General features: G+C 64.2%; 19 protein-coding genes. 13 read left to right on the top strand and 6 right to left on the bottom strand.

The features are described 5' to 3' along the window. Positions 1 to 34: 34 nt before the first annotated feature. The 4 genes from B0G77_RS11520 to fumC all read left to right on the top strand — a co-directional run bounded on the left by B0G77_RS11520 (position 35) and on the right by fumC (position 5,297). Positions 35 to 253, top strand: coding sequence for an RNA-binding S4 domain-containing protein (locus B0G77_RS11520; protein WP_133662245.1), 219 nt, complete (start codon positions 35 to 37; stop codon positions 251 to 253). A gap of 125 nt (positions 254 to 378) precedes the next feature. Then, complete coding sequence (locus tag B0G77_RS11515; RefSeq protein ID WP_133662244.1) at positions 379 to 1,782, top strand: MATE family efflux transporter; 1,404 nt, start codon at positions 379 to 381, stop codon at positions 1,780 to 1,782. A 357-nt stretch (positions 1,783 to 2,139) separates the two neighbouring features. Further along, entirely contained in the window at positions 2,140 to 3,813 is a 1,674-nt protein-coding gene (locus B0G77_RS11510) for a phospholipase D family protein (RefSeq protein WP_243750973.1), read from the top strand. Positions 3,814 to 3,896: 83 nt separating this feature from the next. After that, positions 3,897 to 5,297: a class II fumarate hydratase gene (gene fumC / locus B0G77_RS11505; RefSeq protein WP_133662243.1), complete on the top strand. Its 1,401-nt coding sequence runs from the start codon at positions 3,897 to 3,899 to the stop codon at positions 5,295 to 5,297. Positions 5,298 to 5,393: 96 nt separating this feature from the next. Here fumC and B0G77_RS11500 read toward each other — a convergent pair whose 3' ends face one another. The 4 genes from B0G77_RS11500 to B0G77_RS43160 all read right to left on the bottom strand — a co-directional run bounded on the left by B0G77_RS11500 (position 5,394) and on the right by B0G77_RS43160 (position 8,698). Next, a complete protein-coding gene (locus B0G77_RS11500; protein ID WP_133662242.1) occupies positions 5,394 to 5,912 on the bottom strand; it encodes an acyl-CoA thioesterase in 519 nt (172 codons plus the stop codon). A gap of 214 nt (positions 5,913 to 6,126) precedes the next feature. Beyond that, positions 6,127 to 7,173: a helix-turn-helix domain-containing protein gene (locus B0G77_RS11495; RefSeq protein ID WP_133662241.1), complete on the bottom strand. Its 1,047-nt coding sequence runs from the start codon at positions 7,171 to 7,173 to the stop codon at positions 6,127 to 6,129. A 28-nt stretch (positions 7,174 to 7,201) separates the two neighbouring features. Next, positions 7,202 to 8,446, bottom strand: coding sequence for an MFS transporter (locus B0G77_RS11490; RefSeq protein ID WP_133662240.1), 1,245 nt, complete (start codon positions 8,444 to 8,446; stop codon positions 7,202 to 7,204). 108 nt (positions 8,447 to 8,554) lie between these two features. Beyond that, a complete protein-coding gene (locus B0G77_RS43160; protein ID WP_166656144.1) occupies positions 8,555 to 8,698 on the bottom strand; it encodes a hypothetical protein in 144 nt (47 codons plus the stop codon). Between the two features lie 203 nt (positions 8,699 to 8,901). Between B0G77_RS43160 and B0G77_RS11485 the strand changes: the two genes are divergently transcribed. Together B0G77_RS11485 and B0G77_RS11480 are read left to right on the top strand one after the other, a co-directional pair. Then, positions 8,902 to 9,621 (top strand): helix-turn-helix transcriptional regulator, encoded by a 720-nt coding sequence (locus tag B0G77_RS11485; protein WP_133662239.1) that lies wholly within the window; start codon positions 8,902 to 8,904, stop codon positions 9,619 to 9,621. A gap of 182 nt (positions 9,622 to 9,803) precedes the next feature. Then, positions 9,804 to 12,413 (top strand): DUF6600 domain-containing protein, encoded by a 2,610-nt coding sequence (locus B0G77_RS11480; protein WP_133662238.1) that lies wholly within the window; start codon positions 9,804 to 9,806, stop codon positions 12,411 to 12,413. Between the two features lie 85 nt (positions 12,414 to 12,498). Here the strand turns inward: B0G77_RS11480 and B0G77_RS11475 are convergent, their stop codons facing one another. Next, positions 12,499 to 13,470, bottom strand: coding sequence for a thymidylate synthase (locus B0G77_RS11475; protein ID WP_133662237.1), 972 nt, complete (start codon positions 13,468 to 13,470; stop codon positions 12,499 to 12,501). A gap of 161 nt (positions 13,471 to 13,631) precedes the next feature. Continuing rightward, entirely contained in the window at positions 13,632 to 15,026 is a 1,395-nt protein-coding gene (locus B0G77_RS11470) for a sigma-54 dependent transcriptional regulator (RefSeq protein ID WP_133662236.1), read from the bottom strand. Positions 15,027 to 15,564: 538 nt separating this feature from the next. Here B0G77_RS11470 and B0G77_RS11465 point away from each other — a divergent pair. The 7 genes from B0G77_RS11465 to B0G77_RS11435 all read left to right on the top strand — a co-directional run bounded on the left by B0G77_RS11465 (position 15,565) and on the right by B0G77_RS11435 (position 22,068). Continuing rightward, a complete protein-coding gene (locus tag B0G77_RS11465) occupies positions 15,565 to 16,044 on the top strand; it encodes a hypothetical protein (RefSeq protein WP_133662235.1) in 480 nt (159 codons plus the stop codon). Positions 16,045 to 16,127: 83 nt separating this feature from the next. Next, positions 16,128 to 16,631, top strand: coding sequence for a hypothetical protein (locus B0G77_RS11460; RefSeq protein ID WP_133662234.1), 504 nt, complete (start codon positions 16,128 to 16,130; stop codon positions 16,629 to 16,631). Continuing rightward, positions 16,628 to 17,275: a hypothetical protein gene (locus B0G77_RS11455; RefSeq protein WP_243750972.1), complete on the top strand. Its 648-nt coding sequence runs from the start codon at positions 16,628 to 16,630 to the stop codon at positions 17,273 to 17,275. Before B0G77_RS11460 ends, B0G77_RS11455 begins: the two co-directional genes overlap by 4 nt. 28 nt (positions 17,276 to 17,303) lie before the next feature. Next, positions 17,304 to 18,887, top strand: a complete 1,584-nt coding sequence (locus B0G77_RS11450) for a hypothetical protein (protein ID WP_133662233.1) — start codon at positions 17,304 to 17,306, stop codon at positions 18,885 to 18,887. Positions 18,888 to 18,954: 67 nt separating this feature from the next. Then, complete coding sequence (locus tag B0G77_RS11445; protein WP_133664106.1) at positions 18,955 to 19,665, top strand: C39 family peptidase; 711 nt, start codon at positions 18,955 to 18,957, stop codon at positions 19,663 to 19,665. Positions 19,666 to 19,672: 7 nt separating this feature from the next. Further along, positions 19,673 to 20,509 carry a peptidase C39 gene (locus B0G77_RS11440; RefSeq protein WP_133662232.1) on the top strand — a complete coding sequence of 279 codons (837 nt, stop codon included), beginning with the start codon at positions 19,673 to 19,675 and terminating at the stop codon, positions 20,507 to 20,509. A 104-nt stretch (positions 20,510 to 20,613) separates the two neighbouring features. Then, positions 20,614 to 22,068, top strand: a complete 1,455-nt coding sequence (locus B0G77_RS11435) for a hypothetical protein (RefSeq protein ID WP_133662231.1) — start codon at positions 20,614 to 20,616, stop codon at positions 22,066 to 22,068. Positions 22,069 to 22,085: the final 17 nt, after the last annotated feature.

Raw genomic sequence — 22,085 nt, 5'->3', positions numbered from 1 at the left:
ACCCTTCCCACGATGCCTTTTGCCGGTGCGCACCATGCCTAACCTCGATTTCATGCTGACCGGCGACTACGTCGAACTGCACAATCTTCTGAAGATCACCGGACTCGCCGACAGCGGCGGCTCAGCGAAGCTGATCGTTGCCTCGGGCGCGGTGACGGTCGACGGCCAGGTCGAGCTACGCAAGACCTGCAAGATCCGCGCAGGTCAGGTCGTGCTGCTTGGCGACACGCGAATCGCGGTCCACGAAGCGTAGCGGCGCAGGGATTCCGAAAGAAATCGCACCAAAAATGTGCCTGATGATCGACACAGGCACGCGCAGGCAATAAGCTCTCTGTTTTGGCAGAAAGCGATGCGGACGACATTCCGCGCCCCTCGTTCATGACCCAGTCTGGTTTTTCCCGCGTCGCCGCCCGGCCTCCCACGCTCACCCGCCACGCAGCCGATACCGCCCGCCTCGCTGCACCGCTCGCCATCGCCCAGCTGTCGCAGATGGCAATGGGCGTCACCGACACCATCCTGCTCGGCTCACTCGGCCCGGACGCACTGGCCGCCGGCGGCCTAGGCGCGAATCTGTTTTTCGTCGTCGTGACGCTGCTGCAGGGCGTGCTGACATCCGTCAGCGTGAGCGTTGCGCACGCCCGCGGTGCACAGGCCGAAGACCGCGTGCCCCATATCTACTGGACCGGCCTCGTGCTTTCGATCCTGCTGTCGGTGCCGGGCTTCGCGTTACTGTCCTTCGCCACGCCGCTCCTGAATGCATTCGGCGAGCCGACCGTGCTCGCCCATAACGTCGGCGAGTACACCGCGGTGCTGCGCTGGGGTGCGCCGGGCAGCCTGATCGGCATCGGCCTGATGCGCTCGTTCCTGCCCGCCATCGGGGCCGCGAAGCGCTTGCTGTGGGTGTCGATTGGCGGCGTCGGCGTCAATGCGTTCCTGAACTACGGTCTGATCCACGGCGCTTACGGCCTGCCGCGGCTCGGCTTTCTCGGCTCGGCGGCGGCGACCACAATCACCGTCTGGATGACGGCGATCGTGCTGATGGCGCTGCTGCATCTGCGGCCGCGCTTCAGGCATTTCGTGACCGCCACACGGCCCAATGTGCCGCTGATGGGCGAACTGTTCGGTATCGGCTGGCCGGTGGCGATCACTTACGGCGTCGAGTCGACGCTCTTTCTCGCGACCGGCCTGATGGTCGGACTGCTTGGCGAAGCGCAACTCGCCGCGCATCAGATCGCGTTGAACGTGGCTTCGGTTGCGTTTATGGTGCCGCTCGCCATCGGCCAGGCGGCGAACGTGCGGGTCGGATTCTGGGTCGGGGCCGGGCAGCCCCTCGCCGCGCGCCACGCCGGTTTCGTGGCGCTCGCGCTGGGCGTCGGGTTCATGACGATGTCGGGGATGGTGCTGGTTCTGGCGCCGCATGCGATCGTGGGTCTCTACCTGCATCTGGATAACCCGGCGAACGCAGCGACCGTCAAGCTCGCGACCTCCCTGCTCGGTGTCGCGGCAATCTTCCAGATCGTCGACGGAATGCAGACAGTCGGGTCGGGCTGCCTGCGCGGCCTGAAGGACACGCGCGTACCGATGATGGTGGCCGCACTGGGCTACTGGGGCATCGGTTTTCCGACCGGCTATACGCTCGCGTTCCATTTCGGGCTGGGAGCCCGCGGCCTCTGGTGGGGACTTGCGGCAGGTCTCGCCAGCGTCGCGCTGCTCATGACGCTGCGCTTTCACCGCCTGAGCTTGCGGCAGGTGCCGGCGGCCGACCCGGGATTTACCCCGTAAACGCTGAAAAAACGACTGAACAGGCAGTTGAAAGCTGAGGTTTGCCGGAACCGCGCAGCCATCGCCCCGATGGCTGCGCGAATGCTCAGACCGGTAATCTTCCTGTCGCCGACCTTGCACCCTATGCCGCACTTCGGCGCGAGCGGTGCCAGGTCGCAACACACCGCCGTCGCTTTTCCACGCAGTCTGAAATGACGGCTGCGCCCGCACCGGACCTGGTAAAGAGCCAGGGCACGGACCGGCTCGCACGCCGGATTCCCCTTAGAATGTTTTCATGGACCGCGTAAGCAATATCCATGACGACCCCGGCGCTGCGGCACGCAGCCATCCGCGGTTGATTCAAAGGGAGAGAAAAAGGTGCCGGCCTACAACAACCGCAAGAACGGCATGGCCCTGGCGCTCCGTCTGCGCGCAGGACACACGACGTGGCGGGCAGGCATCGGGACTGTACTCGTGGGTGTCGTCGTCGCACTCGTCAGCGCCTGTGCGACTCGCCCCCCTGCGACGGACTACCATAGCGACATCACCCAGGCGCTGCCCGCTTCGGCGCCCACCGCGCTCGGCACGGCGCTCGCACCGCTCGAACGCTTGCATCCGGGCGAATCGGGTTTCCGGGTGCTGTCCAGCGGCACCGACGCGCTGCAGATGCGCGTCGCGCTCGCCCGCGCAGCGACGAAAACCCTCGACTTGCAGTACTACATCGCCAACGAGGACACGACCGGCAAGCTCCTTCTCGGCGCCGCGCTCTATGCGGCCGATCGCGGCGTGCGGGTACGCATGCTGGTCGACGACCTGAACTTCAAGGACATCGACGAGATCATGGCCGCACTGAACACGCACGACAACATCGAGATCCGTGTGTTCAACCCGTTTGGCTCGGCGCACGAAAGCATGTTCGAGCGGACGACGAACCTCTTTACGAAGATCGGCCAGTTTACGCGACGGATGCATAACAAGGCGATGATCGTGGACAACCAGTTGTCGATCGTCGGCGGCCGCAATCTGGGCGACGAATATTTCAGTGCGAGCGAGAGATTGCAGTTTCGCGACATCGATGTCCTCGCCGCGGGTCCGATAACCGCGGAGGTGTCGGCAAGCTTCGACGCGTACTGGAACAGCAGCGCGTCGTATCCGCTACGTGCGCTAAACAAGCAGACATTCGAACCGAAGGAACTGGACGAGACGCGTGAAGAACTGCGACAGCACTGGCACACGAACGCCGACCCATACAATGCGAAGCCGTTGAACGCAACGCCGCTTGCCACGCAGATCGCGAAGAACGAACTCGGCCTCACGTGGGCGCGCGCTGAATTCGAAGTCGACGCGCCGGAAAAGATCACGCAGCCGTCGCCCGACTACAGGAGCCCGCCGCTGCAGCGGCTGATCGAACTCGCTAACTCGGCGCAGAAGGAGATCCTGATCGTCTCGCCTTACTTCGTGCCACACGACGCCGGCGTAAAGGCAATCGCGCAGATCACGCACCGCGGTGTGCGGGTGGCGATCCTGACCAACTCGCTTGCCGCGACCGACGCCGTCGTGGTACAGGCAGGCTATAGCCCCTACCGCGTGCCGCTACTGCGCAACGGTGTCGATCTGTACGAATTCAGGCCGCAGCCGGAAGAAGGCCGTGCGCGGGTCAACTTCGTGGGTTCGAGCTCGCGTGCGAGCCTGCATGCGAAGGCCTATGTGATCGACCGCAGCACGCTCGTGATCGGCTCGATGAATCTCGACCCACGCTCGGCCAACCTGAACACCGAACAGACGCTCGTGATCCACAGCTCACCGCTCGCCGATGCGGTTGCCACCCTCTTCGATCGCGCGATGTTGCCGACGGTGAGCTATCACGTCACGCTCGCGACGCCGGAACAGCTGGCGGAGCTGCGAGCCACCGGTGCCCCGCCGTCGCAACTCGTGTGGACCGCCGATCAAAACGGCCAGTTGCGTACCTGGAACCTGGATCCGGAGGCGGGTTTCTACCGGAACGCGCTGACGGGTCTATTCTTGCTGTTGCCACTCGACAGCCAGCTTTGACATGCGCCGCGGCCCGACCCGGCACCCATCCGACACCAACCCGGCACGACGTGCGACAGAACCTTCCCAAGTGGAGTTTAGCCATGACCGAAGACGTACGAATGGAGCGTGACACGTTCGGCGAAATTGCCGTACCGAACGCCCATCTGTGGGGCGCGCAAACTCAGCGCTCGCTGCAGAACTTCAGGATCTCGACGGAAAAGCAGTCGCCGGAGCTGATCACCGCGCTTGCCACCATCAAGCGCGCGGCCGCCGAAGTGAACCTCGGCCTCGGCGTGCTCGACGAATCGAAGGCGCGCGCGATCATCGAAGCCGCCGACGAGATCATGAACGGCAAGCATCCCGATGAATTTCCGCTCGCGGTCTGGCAAACCGGTTCCGGCACGCAGACCAACATGAACCTCAACGAGGTGATCGCGAACCGCGCGAGCGAGCTGCTGGGCGGCGAGCGCGGCGAAGCGCGCAAGGTGCACCCGAATGACGACGTGAACCGCGGACAGTCGTCGAACGACGTATTCCCGACCGCAATGCATATCGCGGCCGCCTATGGCATCGTCAAACATCTGCTGCCTGCGTTGACAACCCTGCGCGATACGCTCGATACGAAAGCGAAAGCGTTTGCCGATATCGTGAAGATTGGCCGCACGCACCTGCAGGACGCCACGCCCCTCACGCTCGGCCAGGAGTTCTCCGGCTACGTGGCCCAACTCGACCAGGGCATCAAACACGTCGAATCGGCGTTGCCTCATCTGTATGAACTCGCTCAGGGCGGCACGGCGGTCGGCACGGGTCTCAACGCGCATCCGCAGTTCGCCGACCAGGTCGCGGCGGCGATCGGCAGGCTGACCGGCCTGCCGTTCGTATCCGCGCCAAACAAGTTCGAGGTGATGGCCGCCGCCGACGCGCTCGTGTTCGCGCACGGCGCGTTGAAGACCGTGGCGGCAAGCCTGATGAAGATCGCCAACGACATACGCTGGTTAGCCAGCGGCCCACGCTGCGGCCTTGGCGAACTGTCGATTCCGGAGAACGAACCCGGTAGCTCGATCATGCCGGGCAAGGTCAACCCGACGCAGTCCGAAGCGCTCACGATGCTGTGCTGCCAGGTGTTCGGCAACGACGCCGCCGTGAATTTCGGCGGCGCGAGCGGCAATTTCGAACTGAACGTATTCCGTCCGATGATTGCGCACAATGTGCTGCAATCGATCCGCCTGCTCGCCGACGGCGCACACAGCTTCAACGACAACTGCGCGGTCGGCATCGAGCCGAACCGCGAGCGCATCGAAACGTTGCTGAACGAATCGCTGATGCTGGTGACGGCGCTCAACCCGCACATCGGCTACGACAAGGCCGCAAAGATCGCGAAGAAAGCGCACAAGGAGGGTACAACGTTGAAGGCAGCGGCCCTTGCGCTCGGTTACGTCACGGAGCAGCAGTTCGACGAATGGGTCAAGCCCGGCGACATGGTCGGCACCGTGAAAGTGTGATGCAAGAGTGGCAATAAAAAACGCTGCGCCGGGAGTCTCCGGGGCAGCGTTTTTTCGTAGCGTCGGCTCCTCGCACATCAGGAGCCACGGGCAATCTCAGACCTCGCCTTTCACCACTTCTTCGGGCTTGAGTTCGACGATCGCGTCGAGCGCTTCCTTCACGTCCATCGCGTACCTGGCGAGACGCTTCTGCTCTTCGGTTTCCGGCACGAACGCCGGCACCGGCACTGGATGGCCGTTCTCGTTGACCGCAACCATCACGACGAGGCAGTCGGTTGTCTGCAGCAGTTCGCCGCCCTTCGGGTCGCCTGCCTGCACGGACACGTGGATATGCATGCTGGTGCGCCCCGTCGCGACGACGCGCGCGCGCAGTTCGACCAGATTGCCGACGAGGATCGGCCGCCGGAAGCGGATGTTGCCGACGCTGACGGTCACGCAGTACCGGCCCGACCAGACGGCTGCGCACGCGTACGCCGTTTCGTCGATCCACTTCATCAGCGCGCCGCCGTGCACCTTGCCGCCGAAGTTGACGGAGGTCGGCTCGGCGAGAAAACGGAACGTGGTTTCGGACCGGTCCAGCGGGGCCGAGGGGGGGCTTGTCTTGACTCTGCTCATCTTGACTCCGGTCGGACAGAGATATCGAAAGGAGCCGATTATACGAGCGCCAGAAACCGGTGTCCGTGAGCCTGACGCTGGCATGCTGGCCTTGCAGGCCCGCGTGCAGGCGCGCAAGCCGCGCCGGGAGGATGCAGAAACGCGCCGTTCGGAAGTGGAATGCCTTGGCCCGCACGGGCATAGTCACTTCCGCGGGCGCGACGGCAGCCCTCTTTCACACCGCTGAGGCAAACCGCTCACGATAGTCGAGCGGCAACACCCCGAAACGTCGAACGAATGCGCGTCGCAGATTCTGCTCGCTGCCAAAGCCGCAATCGAGCGCGATCCGCTTCAACGGGTTGCGCGATTCGGCGAGCGAACGCGCGGCCGCTTCGAGCCGCATCGCCGAGACGGTTTTCGCCGGCGTGCGGCCCACTTCGTCGACGTAGCGCCGGGCGAACGTGCGCGCACTCATCCGCGCGCGCTCGGCGAGCCGCTCCACCGACAGGTCGTCGCGCAGATTCATGGCCATCCAGCTATGCAACGCGTCGAACGGGCCGCCTGCCGACGCCTGCGCGGCCAGCGCTGCGCTGAACTGCGACTGCCCGCCAGGTCGCTTCATGAAGACCACGAGCCGCTGCGCCGCCTGCATGGCGACCGCGTGACCCAGGTCCTCTTCGATCAGTGCCAGCGCGAGATCGATGCCCGCCGTCACGCCCGCCGAGGTCCACACGGCGCGGCCATCCCTCGCATCGCGAATGAAGATCGGGTCGGCATCGACATGGATCGCCCGAAAGTGGCGCGCGAGCAGTTCGACATCGCGCCAATGCGTCGTCGCGCGGCGGCCGTCGAGCAGGCCCGCCGCCGCGAGATAGAAGGCACCCGTGCACACCGAGCAGACGCGGCGCACAGCGGGCGCGCGCCGCGCAATCCACGCGACCAGTTCAGGCTGCAACGCAAGCCGGTCGTCAATGGGCACGCCGGGCACGATCAGCGTGTCGACCGGTTCGTGGTCGAGTGTGTCGAGCCGTTGCGTGACGACCGGCAGGCCGGGAAATGTCTGCACAACGCCGCCGTCGATCGACGCCACCGTGACGCGATAGGCAACCGGTGCTTCGCACGGAGCGCGGGCAGCAACGCCTCTCTGGCCACTCGCTTCGGCCATCGTCAGTTCGGCACGCCAGAACGCCTCCAGTGGGCCGCAGGCGTCGAGCAGCACAAGATCGGGCGCCACAGCGATAACAATGTGGCGTACAGCGGAAACCGTGGGGCCGGAGGTCATGGATCTTTGATCGATGGAGAGCGGGTGATCAGGAAGAGGCCGCAGCTACGCGACCACGCGAGCGCGACCAGGCAAAAATCAGCGTAGCCATGGCAGCGACCGCGAGCGGCGCAAAGATCGCCGCGTTGATGGTCTGCCAGCCGAAGCGGACCAGCAGTTGTCCCGCGAAGAGCGAACCGAGTGCGGAAAACGCGAACGTGGTGAACTCGCTCGCGGCCTGTGTCTTTGCGCGCTCAGACGGCTGGTATGCCTGGGACAGCAACGTGGTGCCACCGACGAACATGAAATTCCAACCGACGCCGAGGCAGGCGAGCGCGACATAAAAGTGCGGCAGATCGGTCGAACGCAGCGCGAGCACGCCACACATGGCGGACAGCGCAATGCCGGCGCCGATCACGCGCAGCACCCCAAACCGGTGGATCAGACGCGCGGAAAAAAACGACGGCGCGAACATACCGACGAGGTGCCACTGGATGATCTGTGCACCGTCGCCGATGGTGTGTCCGCAGGCGAGCGCCGCGATTGGCGTCGCGGTCATGACGAACATCATCACGGCATAGCCGAGTGCATTGTTGGCGAGCGCGGCAATGAAGATCGGCTGCCGGACGATCCGGCCAAGCGGACGCGCCGGCTCCACCGCGGCGGCAACATTCGCTGGCAGCGCGACATCGCGATACAGCAGCGCGAGCAGAACGATCGACGCCAGCCCGAAGACCGTCACCAGCGCATATGAGCCCGCGAACGCAACCGGTGCGAGCCAGTCGCGGCTCCAGGCAGCGAGCGCCGGACCGAGCACTGCGGCGACCACGCCCCCGGCCAGCACAGTCGAGATCGCACGGCTTTTGGCGTGGACGCCGACGGCGTCTGCAGCGGCGAGCCGGTAGTACTGCGCGAACGCCTGGAATACGCCCACGGTCGCGGTGCCGGCACAGAATGCCCAGAAGCTGTGATGAATAATCGCGTACACCGAGATCGCGCCGCCCGCAGCGCCGACGGCCGCGCCCACGACAAATCCCGCGCGCCGTCCGATCCGCGCCATCAGGAACGACGCGAAGATCGTCGTCAGTGCAGCGGCGATGGTGATCAGCGAGAACGGGAGCGTTGCGAGCGCCTTGTCATCGGCGAGCGTGTAGCCGACAAGACCGGTCAAGGTCAGGTCGATCGAGACCGACGACGTGTAGAGCGCCTGACATACGGCCAGCACGCGCGCCGCACGGCGGCCCGACGGATCATCGGCGGAAATGGCGGTGGGAGGAACGGCGGTCGACGACATGAGGGGCCTCACGCGGCAAAAGTGGCGATGTCGACATCGTCACATGACCGCTTATGGCAGAAATGACAATCATGCATCAATTTCCGCCATTTTCCGGGCGTTCCCTCTCTACTTGTGGAAAGTGACGCCTTCGTCGATGGTGCCGTACATCGTGATGCCGTTCGATCCCGTCTCCGACGGGGCGCCGCCCTGCGCGCAAGCTGCACACAGCATGGCAAGGGCAAACGCGCTAACAGCGAGCAAAAATCTCATGACCACTCTTTGCGATGTAGCTAAAGGGGATTTCGATTCTAGCCTGGCGCCGGTTCTGGCCGCGAAACGACGGTCCCGCGGCGCTACACGCTGCACTCGATATTTCACGTCAGGATGAAACATGGAATGGTGAGTGCGGTCTACAGTGGCGTCATGGCGCGCCAACATAGCCGCCGTCGAGACCACCTTACACGGAGACGCCCATGCCCGCTTCGCTTCCCGACGATCTGGACCAAAGCCACTTTCCCGGCCTGAGCCGCATTGGCGCCCTGCTTGCCGACCCGGGCCGCGCCGCGATGCTGTGGGCACTGATGGACGGCAGCGCGCGGCCTGCGGGCGAATTGACGCTGATCGCGGGCCTGTCGCCGTCCGCCGCCAGCGCGCATCTCGCCCGTCTGACCGACGGCGGCCTGCTGGCGCTGGAAGTCCGCGGCCGACATCGCTATTTCCGCATCGCGTCGCCCGATATCGCCGCTTCCATCGAAGCGCTCGCCAATGTCGCGCAGGCCACCGCCCCGCAACGGCCGGTGCCGCGCCCCGCTCGCACGGTGCCGGTCGAGATGCGCTACGCGCGCACCTGCTACGACCATATGGCCGGCGAACTGGCCGTGCGCGTGTTCGAGCGAATGGTCGGCCATGGCATGCTGACGCTGCGCGGAGATACCCTCGATGCGACACCCGAAGGCGCCACCCGCTTTGCCGACTGGGGCATCGAGGTCGACGCCCTGCAAACGCGCCGGCGACGCTTCGCGTGTACCTGCCCGGACTGGAGCGAGCGACGGCCGCACCTTGGCGGTGCGCTCGGCGCGGCACTGCTCGACGCGTGGACGACGCAGGGCTGGGTCGAGCGGACCGAGCGGCCGCGCATCCTGAGGATTACGCCCACCGGGCATCGTCATTTCGACGGATTTCTTGCCGCCTGATCGCGGCAGACGTACGTCGACACTTCACATGCCCGACAATGGCTCACCGGCGACCCGCGGGATAACTTTTGTTACACCGCGGCCCGGTGGGCTTACAAATCAGCGAGCCTGGATACAGACCTGGCAGGTAGAGTGATCTCACAGGGACGCCGCCGGACGGCCGCGCCCGATGGAGAGAAAACATGAAAACACACACTACGTCTCTGCTGACATTCCGTCGTCTTACAGGCTACGCCCTCCTTGCAGTGGCCCCGTTCACGCTCGCCGCCCAGACTGCTTTCGCACAGGCCGCGCCGCCCGACATGGCACCTGACGCATCGGCGGCGGCCTCGCGGAACACGGATCCGCCGGGGCGCGTCGCGCGGCTGAACTACACGTCGGGCGCCGTGACGACCGAGCCGGCCGGCGCAAGCGACTGGTCCTACGCGCAGGTCAACCGTCCGCTCACGACCGGCGACCAGCTCTGGAACGACAAAGGCGCGCGCTCGGAAATGCACATCGGCTCGACAGCCGTGCGGCTTGGCCAGTCCACGAGCCTCGACGTTCTCAACCTCGACGACAGCAACACCCAGCTGAAAGTCGCTCAAGGCACCCTGTCGACGCGCGTGCGCTCGCTGCAGCCGGGCTCGTCATATGAACTCGACACCCCGAATCTCGCCCTCGGTATCACGGCGCCGGGCGATTACCGCGTCGATGTCGCCCCCGACGGCAGCAGCACCACAGTGACCGTGCGCAGCGGCAGTGCAACCGCCTATGGCGACAGCGGGCAGGTGCCGCTTCAGGCGGGTCAACAGATCACGTTCGCGGGCACCAGCCTGCAACAGGCCGCCGACAACGGCGCGCCGCGCGCCGACGCCTTCGACCAGTGGGCCGCCAACCGCGACGCCGCCGAAGACCGCTCGATCTCCGCGCGCTACGTGTCGCGCGACGTGCCAGGCTATCAGGATCTCGACGCGAACGGCACATGGCGCAGCAGCCCGCAATACGGCGAGGTGTGGGTGCCGAACGCGGTGCCGGAGGGCTGGGCGCCGTATCACGACGGCCACTGGGTATGGCAGGCGCCGTGGGGCTGGACGTGGGTCGACGACGCCCCGTGGGGCTTCGCGCCCTACCACTATGGCCGCTGGGCCTATGTAGACGACACATGGGCCTGGGCTCCCGGGCCGGTTGAAGTCAGCGAGCCGCCGGTGTATGCGCCCGCGCTCGTGGCGTTCGTCGGCGACGGCGACAACTGGGGCGTCAATCTGGCGATCGGCGGCGCGGTGGCCGCGGCAGGTGTCGCGTGGTTCCCGCTCGGCCCCGGCGAGCCGTGGCACCCGCGCGGCGGCGACTGGAGTCCGCACTATTACGAGCGCGTCAACCAGTCGATCGTGGCGAACAGCTATAACCGCCAGGTGAACATCACCAACATCAACGTCCACAACAACACGTACATCAACTACCGCGCGCCGGGCGCGGTGACGGCCGTCCCGGCGACCGCGTTCGTGCATGGCCAGCCAACCGGTCGCTATGCGCAAAAGGTCGACCCCCGCCAGTGGCGTAACCCGCAGATCAATCCGGGCGCCCCGGGCATTGCACCGGTGCGTGAAAGCTTCGGGCCGGGCATGCGCAACGCCAATTACCGGCCGCCGGCAAACGTAACGGCTCGCACGGTCGTCGCGACGCGTAATCCAGTTGTGCCTGCGGCGTATCGCGATAATCTCGCGCAGCATTTTGCGCAGAGCGGTGGCCGGGTGCCGGGCGCTGGCAATCCCGTTGTGCGGACTTCGATGCCAGCACACGTCGATTACGGTCAGCCGCATGGCGTGCCGGGCGTACCGGCGCAAAACGTGCGGGTAGTTCAGTCGCACGCGCCGGGCGCGATGCCGGGCCGCAACGACCAGGCTGCACAGCGGCCAGTCGAAGCTGGGCCGAACGGCGGGCATCTGCCGTTTGCCGGCGCACCCAACGGCGCGCCCCGCGAGCAAGGCGCTTCGGGACAGCCGCGTCCAGAGGCGCCGGCACAGATGGCCAATGCGCGGCCACAGCCGGGCAACGGTGTGCCGCGTCCGCCGCAGACCGGCGGCGGCATTCAGAACGGCGGACCAGAACACGCCGGACAGGCGGCCGTTGTAGGACAGCACCCGGATGGGCAGGGTCAGCCGCGTCGAGAGCCGGTCTGGACGCAGCAGCACACGCCCATGGCCCTCCAGGCGCAAGGGCAACCGCAGCAGCGTGGTGCGCCTCAGCAGCCGGGTAATCAGCCCTTTGCGCAACAACCGCGGCAGGAGTTGCATCCGCAGCCCCAGCAGGAGTTGCACCCGCAGCAGCCCCAACAGGTACGCGAGGTACCGCATCAACCACCCGTGCCCCAGTCAGCCCAGCAAGCGCCACGCGCGCCGGAAGTCCACGCGCAGCCGGAGCCGCGTGCGCAGGAATTCCGTCCGCAACCTCAGGCGCAAGCGCAACCACGGACGGAACCGCGCCCGCAACCTCAGGTGCAGGCGCAACCACGGCCGGAACCGCGCCCGCAGCCTCAGGTGCAGGCGCAACCACGGCCGGAACCGCGCCCGCAGCCTCAGGTGCAGGCGCAACCACGGCCGGAACCGCGCCCGCAGCCTCAACCGCGCCCCGAGTTCCATCCGCAACCGGTGCAACAGGCGCAACAGCCGAGACCCGAGCCGCGCCCGCAACCGGCGCCTCAGCCACAGCCGCATCCCCAGCCGCCGCAGGTACAGCAGCCGCATCCCCAGCCCCAGCCTCATCAGGATCAGCATGCGAACGGCGGTCACGAAGAGCACCGCAAGAGCTAACCGCGGGCCTTTAATGGCAGCAGGACGAAAAAAAGCCCGCAGTTCAACTGTGAACTGCGGGCTTTCTTATTTCGACACAACCGGCCTACACGGCCATTGGCGCGGTCAGCGGCTCGTGGTGCCGGTAGCCGACAAGCGAAAAGTCCGACGGCTCGATCTTCTCCAGCCACTCCGGCTCATAGACGCCGGTCTGCGCATAGGCAGGCACGCGGTCTGAAATCGCAAACGACGGGCTCTCGAACGGCTTCCGCGTGAGCTGCTGTTGCAGCATGTCGAGCTGGTTTTCGTAGATGTGCGCGTCACCGATGAAATACGTGAACCAGCGCGGCGTGTAACCCGTCAGACGGCCCACGAGGTGCAGCAGCGCCGCGCCTTCGGTCAGATTGAACGGCGTGCCGAGTCCCACATCGTTACTGCGTATATACAGGCATAGGGAAATCTCCCGCTTCGTCACATTCGGCAGGAACTGATACAGCAGATGGCACGCGGGCAGCGCAATCTGGTCGAGCACCGCCGGATTCCACGCATGAAACAGAATGCGGCGGTCCGACGGGTTCTGCATGATCGTATCGAGGCACTGCCGCAATTGGTCGATCGCCTTGTAGAGCAGCACCTTGCGGCCGCCCTCTTCCGCGAACTCCGTGATCACGTGAAAACCGCGCGCAGTCGCGTCGTCGATCTGCGCCGCCTTGCTCGCATCCAGCACCTTGTAGGCAGGCCACTTGCGCCATTGCACGCCATAAACGTCGCCGAGGTCGTCGGGACCCTCGCGATAGGGATTCGCAAGCCAGTGGGGATTGTCGTTTGCGTTCGCGTCCCAGACCTTGCAGCCGAGCGCCCGAAACTCCGCCGCGCTGCGCGATGCGCGCAGAAACCCGACCAGTTCGCCCACGGCCGATTTGAAAGCCAGCTTTTTGGTGGTGACGGCAGGGAAACCCTGCTGCAGATCGAAGCGCATCATCGCGCCGGGCATGCTGATCGTGCGGATGCCCGTGCGGTTTTCCTGCCACGTGCCGGTATCCAGGATCTGGCGGACGAGGTCGAGGTATTGTTTCATTCGGGTTCCCTTCAGCCGGGCGCGATGCGCACCGGATTTTCTGGCGACAATCCCCGATTCTAGCAAGCGCGGCGGGCTCTCGCCGCGCCGCGCGTTTTTATCATCGGAGATGAGCCAGCCGTCCGGAACCCGATGAAGGTACAGGCTGCGCCTGCAGAAGCTCAGAGATGCGGAATCGTAGCGGGCAGGTCGGGATGCCCCGTGAGCGGCTCGCCGTCCATGTGCCGCATGCCGTGCGAACACAACAACCGGTACAGCGTCACGCGCGAAATGCCGAGCTCCTGGGCTGCATCGCCAAGACGACCTCGATGCCGCAACAGCGCCAGTTCGATCGCCTGCCGTTCAGCCGCTTCACGGGCCTGCGCGAGCGATACCGGCACGATCTCGACATAGTCGGCGAGTTCGAGATCGCGGGCCGTGATCGCGCGTCCTTCAGACATCACGATCGCGCGCCTCACCCGGTTGATCAGCTCGCGCACATTGCCGGGCCAGCTGTAGTTATGCAGCGCGGCAATCGCGTCCGGTGAGAAACCGCGCAGACGCCGGCTCGCGTCCTTGCGGAAGCGTTCGAGCATGTGGCGCGCCAGCAGCTCGATATCCTTGCCCCGCGCGCGCAGCGGCGGCTCGTCGATCTGCAGGACGCACAGACGGTGATAAAGGTCCGCGCGGAAGCGCCCTTCGATCATCGCTGTATGCATATCGACGTGGGTCGCGGAAATGATCCGTACATCGACGGCAGTCGACCCGTGGCCACCAAGCCGTTCGACCTTGCCCTCCTGCAGAAAGCGCAACAGGCTCGCCTGGCTTTCCATCGGCAGGTCACCAATTTCGTCGAGAAAGAGCGTTCCGCCGTTGGCTGCTTCGACGCGTCCGATCTTGCGCTGGTTGGCGCCCGTGAACGCGCCGCGCTCGTAACCGAACAGTTCCGATTGCAGCAAATGAGGCGGAATCGCACCGCAGTTGATCGGCACAAAGGGCGCGCTGCGGCGGGCCGAGCGCTCGTGAATGGCGACCGCCGTCAACTCCTTGCCCGTGCCCGACTCGCCCGAGATGAAAACCGGCGCGTCGGTCATGGCAACCTTGCGGATCGAGCGGAACAGCGCCAGCATCGCGTCGCACGAACCGACCATCTCGCCTTCGTTGCCGGTCGTGCCCGAATCATTCGAGGCAGGCTCGCCGAGCGAGATCATGCCGTAGGCGTGGCCCACCGAATCGACGATCCTGTCGCCGGAGTAAGGGACCGTTACGTAATCGAAACAGTAGTCGCGCACAAGGCGGCGGAGCGCCGCATCCTGCAGTTGCCCGGGCGTGGTCGCGGCGACCCAGCCGACGTTGGGCATCGTGAGACAGGCTTCGAAACCGACAATCTCATGTGGCTGGAAACGGCTCGACAGATCCAGCAAGCCACCCGCCGCCGACCCGGCACGCACGGCACGACGGACATCACGAGCCGAAGTGACGACTTCGACATGCCAGCCACGCTGGTGAAAGCGCGTGTTCAGATCCGCGCTGGGATCGCGAGTAACGTAAATCAATTGCCGCGTTGCGGGTTCCATTATTCAGATCCTCTCGTCAACGTACACGTTAAGGATGACGGCACGCACCTGAACAGTTTCCAGACACGCTGACTTATGTTGGGATTTCGCCGTGTGGCAAAAACCGAACGGCCATTCCATTCCGTGCGGACAGCGGATCCCCGAAAAGCGGCGTGTGTGTATTGAGACGGCCCTCGATGGGGCTTTTTTAAAGTGATGCTGTTTTTCGAGAGCTTACTATACGCGCGCTCGCCGGAAAACATTTATGCAAATTAAATCTGCAAATCCGCCACAGATAAGGCTCCTCGGGCGGTTGCCGTTGTCTGCAAACTGTTAATAAATCGTTTTCACAGACCACTCACTCCTTTGGTCCGACTTTTCCCCGATACCGCTTTTTTCAGAAATACAGGTATTTTCTTCCGTTCGTTTCAGGCCTGAAACATTTTTAGGCGTTTTGCCTTTTCTGACCTGAGTCCGACACAGAGCAGTCCAGATGTACCAATGGATTGCGGCTGATGGCACACGTTTCGCTAAATGTCCTCCACCAAGGAGACACATCATGCGACTCCCTTTCCGCATCGACCCTAACTTTACTGCGCTTGGTGCCGCCCTTTGCGTTGCGGTGGCGTCGATGGCATTGCCGATCGACGTGTTCGCCGCCGACGCGGCTTCCGTGCCCGCCACGAGTGTCCCATCGGCCAGTCTTGCAGACCCAGCGCTCGCAGCCGCACCTGCTCTCAAAGCCTCGGCAGATAGCACTGCGGCAGTGGATACGTCTGCGCAAAGCGGTGACTCGACCGAAGAGGCGCAAAGCGTCCCCGCCGATGCTGCATCCGTGAACGATGTTGTGCTCGACGACCAGATGCTGTCCCGGCAGCGCGGCGGTGCCGCCGGCATGGTGATGGTCGCAGCGGCCCCGCAGTTGCGCGGCGGCTCCGTCACGTTGTGGGACGAGATCGCTCCGCCGACGCCATTGCCGATTCCGGTGGATGCGGCGCGCGCCCAGCAGAGCAACGTCGCAAGTTATGTCAGGAAGTGATTTGAGCGGCAAGTAAATGAATGATGGTCCGGATCGCCACAGCACCTGACTTGGCACTTCGGTTCACTAACGGGGGCACTGTCATGACCGCTTCAATCCGGACGATGCGTGCGCGCAGTCTGTACGCGCCATTCGTCGCCGCGCTCGTCGGCATGCTGGCGGCCAGCGCCGCGACGCTGGCAAACGCCCAGCAAAGCGTCAATCCCGGCGACATCATCGTCGAGCGTCAGGTCACCCCGCGCATCGCCTACGACAGCGTCCCGAAGAGCGACGACCCGGTGATGGTGCGGGCGACCACCTTCCCGGCCAACAGCTTCAATCCGGCGATCGCGATGCTGGTGTCCGACGCGGAGCTGACAGGCGCGCACGGCTCGACCGGCCTTGCTGACGGCAGCGTCGGGTCAGCCGGACTGCAGGCGGTCACGCGCATCCTGAGCGGCAATACCACGGGCAACAACGTCGCGCTCGGCAACGGCGGCATCGGGCAAGCGGCACCAGGAATTGGCGGCACGATTTCCTCGTCGGTATCGGGGGCGCTCGCACCGCTGTCAACCGCTCTCGGTGGCGCGCTGGGAGGCCTGAAATGAGCCCGCGCCACACTCCCAGCCTGCGGCGTGCGGTGCTCGCGTGCGCCTGCGTGGCGGGGACCGCAGCCGCCGCCTTCTTGCCGCAGGCCGCGCACGCGCAGGCCGTTCCACGCGTTCCACAAGTCAGCGCCGACGCGACGATCGCCAACGGCGCCGCGGCAAACGTGCACGGCGCGATCGCGGTCAACGAAGCCGCCGGCCTCGATAACGTTCAGGCGAACCAGATGACGATCACCACAGGCGGCGCAACAGCGAATGACAACGCGAGCGCGCAGGGTGCGACAGGCGCGGCGAAGGTGAAGGCCGCGCGCGCCACGATCGAAGGCAATGCGTTTTCCAGCACGTCCGGAGCGGTGATGCTGAACCAGTCTGCGGGCGCAGGGAATCTCCAGCAAAACAGTGTGCAGCTCGGCACCGCGGCGCTCGGAGTCGAGACCGTCTCGGATGGGGTGTTATCCGCAGCGGCCCCGAAAAACGGTGGTCGGGGTCAATCCATCGGGGTTGAGAGGGTTCGCGAGGCAAACATTTCCAGTGACGCCTTCAAGAACGCCAGCGGGATCGTCCAGATCAACCAGACTGCCGGTGCCGGTAATGCAACGGCAAACAGTTTTGTGCTCCGTCCCCCGGCGGGCACTCTTTTCTAAATAGCCACACTCGTATCGGAGCGAAAAAATGAAACGCACTATTATTGCAGCGGCAGTCTTTGCGGCAGCTACGGGTTCCGCCTTTGCTTCGCCACACAATCCTTACATCTTCAATGCGACGATCGTGGGCGAGGAGGTCGGCATCGAAGGCTGGGTGACGCTGTTCGGTTGCGTGCGGGTGTCGAGCACGGCCGGCGCGGTAGTCAATAACAACCAGAGCATCCACACCTATGCTTCGCTCGATCCGCAGGCGCAGAGCTACGTAAAGGGCGCCGTCACGACGACCTATAACGACAGCAATAAGAGTGTAGTGGGCACCGGCACGAACAGTTCCTACAACAACAGCTCGTTCACGACGGCGCATCAGTCGGCCCACTCGCACATGTCGACATCGTCGGACATGTCCAACTCGACCACGACGAAGAGCTACTCCAGCAACTACGCGTACGGCAATACGGAGAGCGCGTCGGAATCGAGCCAGGCGCACATGACGAGCGACTCCGGCTGGGCCAGCAACAGCGCGTCGTCGAGCAACAAGTCGAAATCGCAAAACAGCAACTACGCGAGCACCGACGCCCATTCCAGCTATGCGAACGGCCACGACAATCAAAACGGATCGGGAACCGTGACTGTAGGCATCTCTACTTCGAGCAGCGGCGACTTCCAGAACGGCTCCGCCAGTGTGACGCTGAGCGGTTCAGAGCAGACTTCGAAGGGCTACGACAAGCAGCATAACAACGGCAGTTCGACCACTGCTTCCGAGGGCTACAACTCGAACAGCACATCGAACTCGACGAAGAGCGCCGATGCCAACCACGCGGCCTACGCGGATGCCACTCAAAGCTGGAGTGCAACCGCGTCTGATAGCGGCTCGGGCAACAAGTCGAAGAACTCCACCAGGACGTACGCGCATAACGACTCGTCAACGCGCAGTGAAGCAAGCACCAGTTCGTCTTCGTACGCAAGGCAGACGCAGTCCTCGCATGCCTGGGGCTATAGCGTCAACGACACGCTGACAACCACCGACGAGAAGACCACGGGTCATATCACGCAGGTCTATGACACGCGCGTCGCCGGCACGCTGAATGCCACGACGGGCGCCGGCGCGGCTTCAGGCGTATCGGGCAATCTCGGCATCAACATCGCCGAAGGCATCGACAACGCCCAAAGCAACGACACGTCGCTCGCTTCGGTGGACGTCGGCAACGTGTTCGGCAATGCGCAGATCTTCAACAAGCAGTCGACTTCGGGCAAGGCGAAGATCAACAACTTCAATCTGAACGCGTCGATCGGCGATAACTCGCTGCAAAACGTGTCGGGCAATGTCGGCGTGAACGTCGCGTCCGGTATTGGCAACGGCCAGAACAACAGCCTCGCGGGCGCGGTCACGACGACGAGCCCGGGCGCCGCGAAGACGACGGCCATGGTCGCCACGGACGAAGACTCGCAATCGGCAACGATGTCGGTAAAAGGTCAGTTCCAGGGCACCGCCATGCTGGGCGCCGGCGCACTGAACAATTCGACGGGGAACATCGGTGTGAACATCGCCGGTGGCGCTGGCAACCTGCAGCACAACGGCCTGGCGATCGCCGCGCTTAACAGCGGTCACTGATCGAATCACAGCGGGAAACGCGCCGGCCGCCACCGAAGCGGCCGGCGCGCATCAGCAGGAGACCAGCATGTCCGGGCTTGTCCCACCTCTCGCATCACGATTTGCCATTGCGCTGGGAACTTGCACCTTGTGTGCGGCAGCCCACGCACAGGCGGTCATCGATACGTCTACTCTGACCGGCGTTCCGCTCACCAAAACGGTTCGCTCGATGAAGGACATCCGCTACGGCCACATCGTCAGCCAGCAGTTCGACTACAGCTGCGGCGCAGCGGCGCTCGCCACCCTTCTCAAGTACGGCTACGGCATCGACATCCCCGAGACGGAACTGATCCGCCGGATGATGGTGTTTTCATCGCCAGACGTCGTTGTGAAGAACGGCTTCTCGATGCTCGACATGAAGAAGTTCGTCGAGACGATCGGTTTGCGGGGGAGAGGATATCGGGTCAATACGGAGGCGCTGTACCACTTGCAGATTCCCGTCATGGTTCTGATGAATATCGGAGGGTACGAGCATTTCGTGATCGTCAAGCACGCGCAGGACGGCCGCATTTTCATTGCGGACCCTGCCCTCGGCAATCGCATCGTGCTCGAAGAGGACTTCGCGCAGACCTGGAACGGTCTCGTGTTTGCGGTCCTCGGAAAACCGTTTCTGGAGGATTCACCGCTGTTGCAGAACAACGAGTCGCTGGCCTTGAAGCTGCGCGCGAACGCGCTGGCGAACGGGACGGCGGCGACTCCATTTGTGGAATACGGCTTGTCCAAGGCAGACCTGTTCTGACCCGACCATGAAGCATATCTTCACACAGTTCGGCTTTGCGTTTTGCGCCTCGACATGCGCATTCGCGAGCGGGGCTTTTGCCGCCGACGGCACCGGTGGACCGCCGGTGCCCGACTTTTTGTCCGCGCATGACGTAGCCCCACAACAACTCAGCTGGCAATCGGTGGACGACGACGTCCTCGCTCATCAGACCGGCAAATATGCCGGCGCAACGATGATCTCCGGGTTCGTGCTGAGCGTCCTTTCTCAATGGAAGATGCCCAACGGCGCGAGCGCAATCGCGCAAGGCGCCCTCACCGTCGCGCAGAACATGGAAAACGAGATCACCGCGAAGGTGAACACGATGGTGAAGGTCACAGAAGACAGGGTGGCCGCCGCCCGACACAACAACGGCGCCAGTCCGGCCGCCCACGCAACCGGCGGACAGGGCGTTTCGGTGAACGGGGTATCGCAGGTCACCCAGGTGGCAGGTGACGGCAACGTCGGCGTCAATGCTGCGCAGATCGATTTCAACAACAACGCGGCGCAGCTCGCCAACGTCGCAGGAGGCACGAATGCACCGGCTGCGAGCACCTCCAATTCGACCGGCACCATCAAAGCCGGCATTTCGTTCAGCAGCGGCGGCGTGACAGTCGCCTTGCAGACGCCCGCTGGTCTTGCCACGCAGACGATCGCGCCAAATAACGCACAACAGGTCGGCTCGATCGCGCAACTGCTGCAGATCGCAGGTAACAACCAGCAGGTCGCCAACCAGTTGCAGCTGCATCTGCAGACACGGCAGATGTCGCCACTCATGCAGCAGCAGCTTGGCGTTCTGCAAGCCCTGCAAAACTCAAGGAGATAAGGCGGGCAGCCACCCGCTACAGGAGACCGCCGAAAAGGCTTTGACTACCGCGCGATGCACAAGGAGACCGGCACCGCGCGGCTGTTTTACCGGGGGACACAAGAATGACGAACTATTCATGGACCAGAGGGCCGCGTAGTGCCCTCGCGGCCATTCCGACCGCCGTGATGCTATTCGCGCTTTCGCAGGGGGCCGGCGCGCAGGCGCTTGCAGGCCAGTCGGTCGAAGACCGGCTGAACACGCTGATGCGCGTCGTCGACGAGCAGCAGAAGCAGATCCGTTCACTAGAACGCCAGGTCACGAACCTGGAAATGGCCCAGCGCGGGCGCGGCGCACCTGGCAACGGCGCGCCCGCTGGCTCGGAGGCCGTCGCCGACCAGCCGGGCGAGGATGGCCTGCCAGTGCCGTTGCCGCCGCTCGCGCAGGTGACCCCGGGCGCACCCGCGCCGGGCGGCGCCACGGGCACGGCAACCGGCGTGCCGGTCAATCCCCCTTCACCGGAGGCCGGCAGTTCCGCCGCCACCGGCGCACCGGGCGCGCCTGGCGCGCCGGAAAATCCCGACGGCACGATCGGCCAGACGCAGCGGGCAGCCGAGCCTGTTCGTACGCAGGCAGAACAGGCCGTCGTGCAGCGCGAACATGCACCGCTCTTCGACCGCAAACTGACTCTCGACTGGGGCATCAGCGACACGTACTACGACCGCCGTCAGCTGCAGCTGTCCGGGTTCCTCGCGCTCGACGCGATCTTCCTCGGCAACATCAACCTGGGACAGACGAAGTCGCACCAGGTGATGGCCGACCTCGACACGCGCTACGGCCTGACCGACCGGATCAGCGTCGACGTCGACGTGCCGTATATCTATCGCTACAGCAACTTTATCGTCGGGGGTGCGGGCGGAGCGGCCAATACGCTGTCGGACGCATCGGTCAGTTCGCACGCGATTGGAGACGTAAACTTCGGGGTCTACTATCAGTTCGTAAAGGAAACCAACGATATTCCGGACATCGTCGGCAGCCTGCGCGTGAAGTCGCCGACCGGTACCTCGCCCTTTGGCATCAAGGTCATCCAGCTTGAACCGGACAACACGAATCTCGTCGCGCCGAGCAAGCTGCCCACGGGCACCGGCTTCTGGAACCTGACAGCCGGGATGTCGGTGCTGAAGACGTACGATCCGGTCGTGCTGTTCGGCAGTCTCTCTTACACGTACAACATCGCCCGTTCGTTTGCGGATATCTCGTCGGTGGTTGGCCAGACCGAACCGGCGACCGTCAAGCTCGGCGACATCTGGCAATTCGGCGGCGGCGTCGCGCTCGCGTTCTCGGACAAGGATTCAGCGAGCATTTCCTACACGATGGCGATTCAACCGGCTTCGAAAACGAGAGCGCCGGGCGGCGACTACGTGAAGGTGCCGGGCAGCGAAACCACCGCAGCGGTATTGAATTTTGGCTTGAACCACGTAGTGAACAAGCATCTGACGATCAACGGTGCGGTATCGGTGGGCATGACACCCGACGCGCCGAACTTTGTTGTCGGCGTGCGTTTTCCCTACACTTTCTGACGTGCCAACGATACGAG

It is taken from the genome of Paraburkholderia sp. BL10I2N1 (assembly GCF_004361815.1).
In the GTDB taxonomy this organism is placed as follows: domain Bacteria; phylum Pseudomonadota; class Gammaproteobacteria; order Burkholderiales; family Burkholderiaceae; genus Paraburkholderia.
This window is presented reverse-complemented; position numbering and strand designations above follow the sequence as displayed.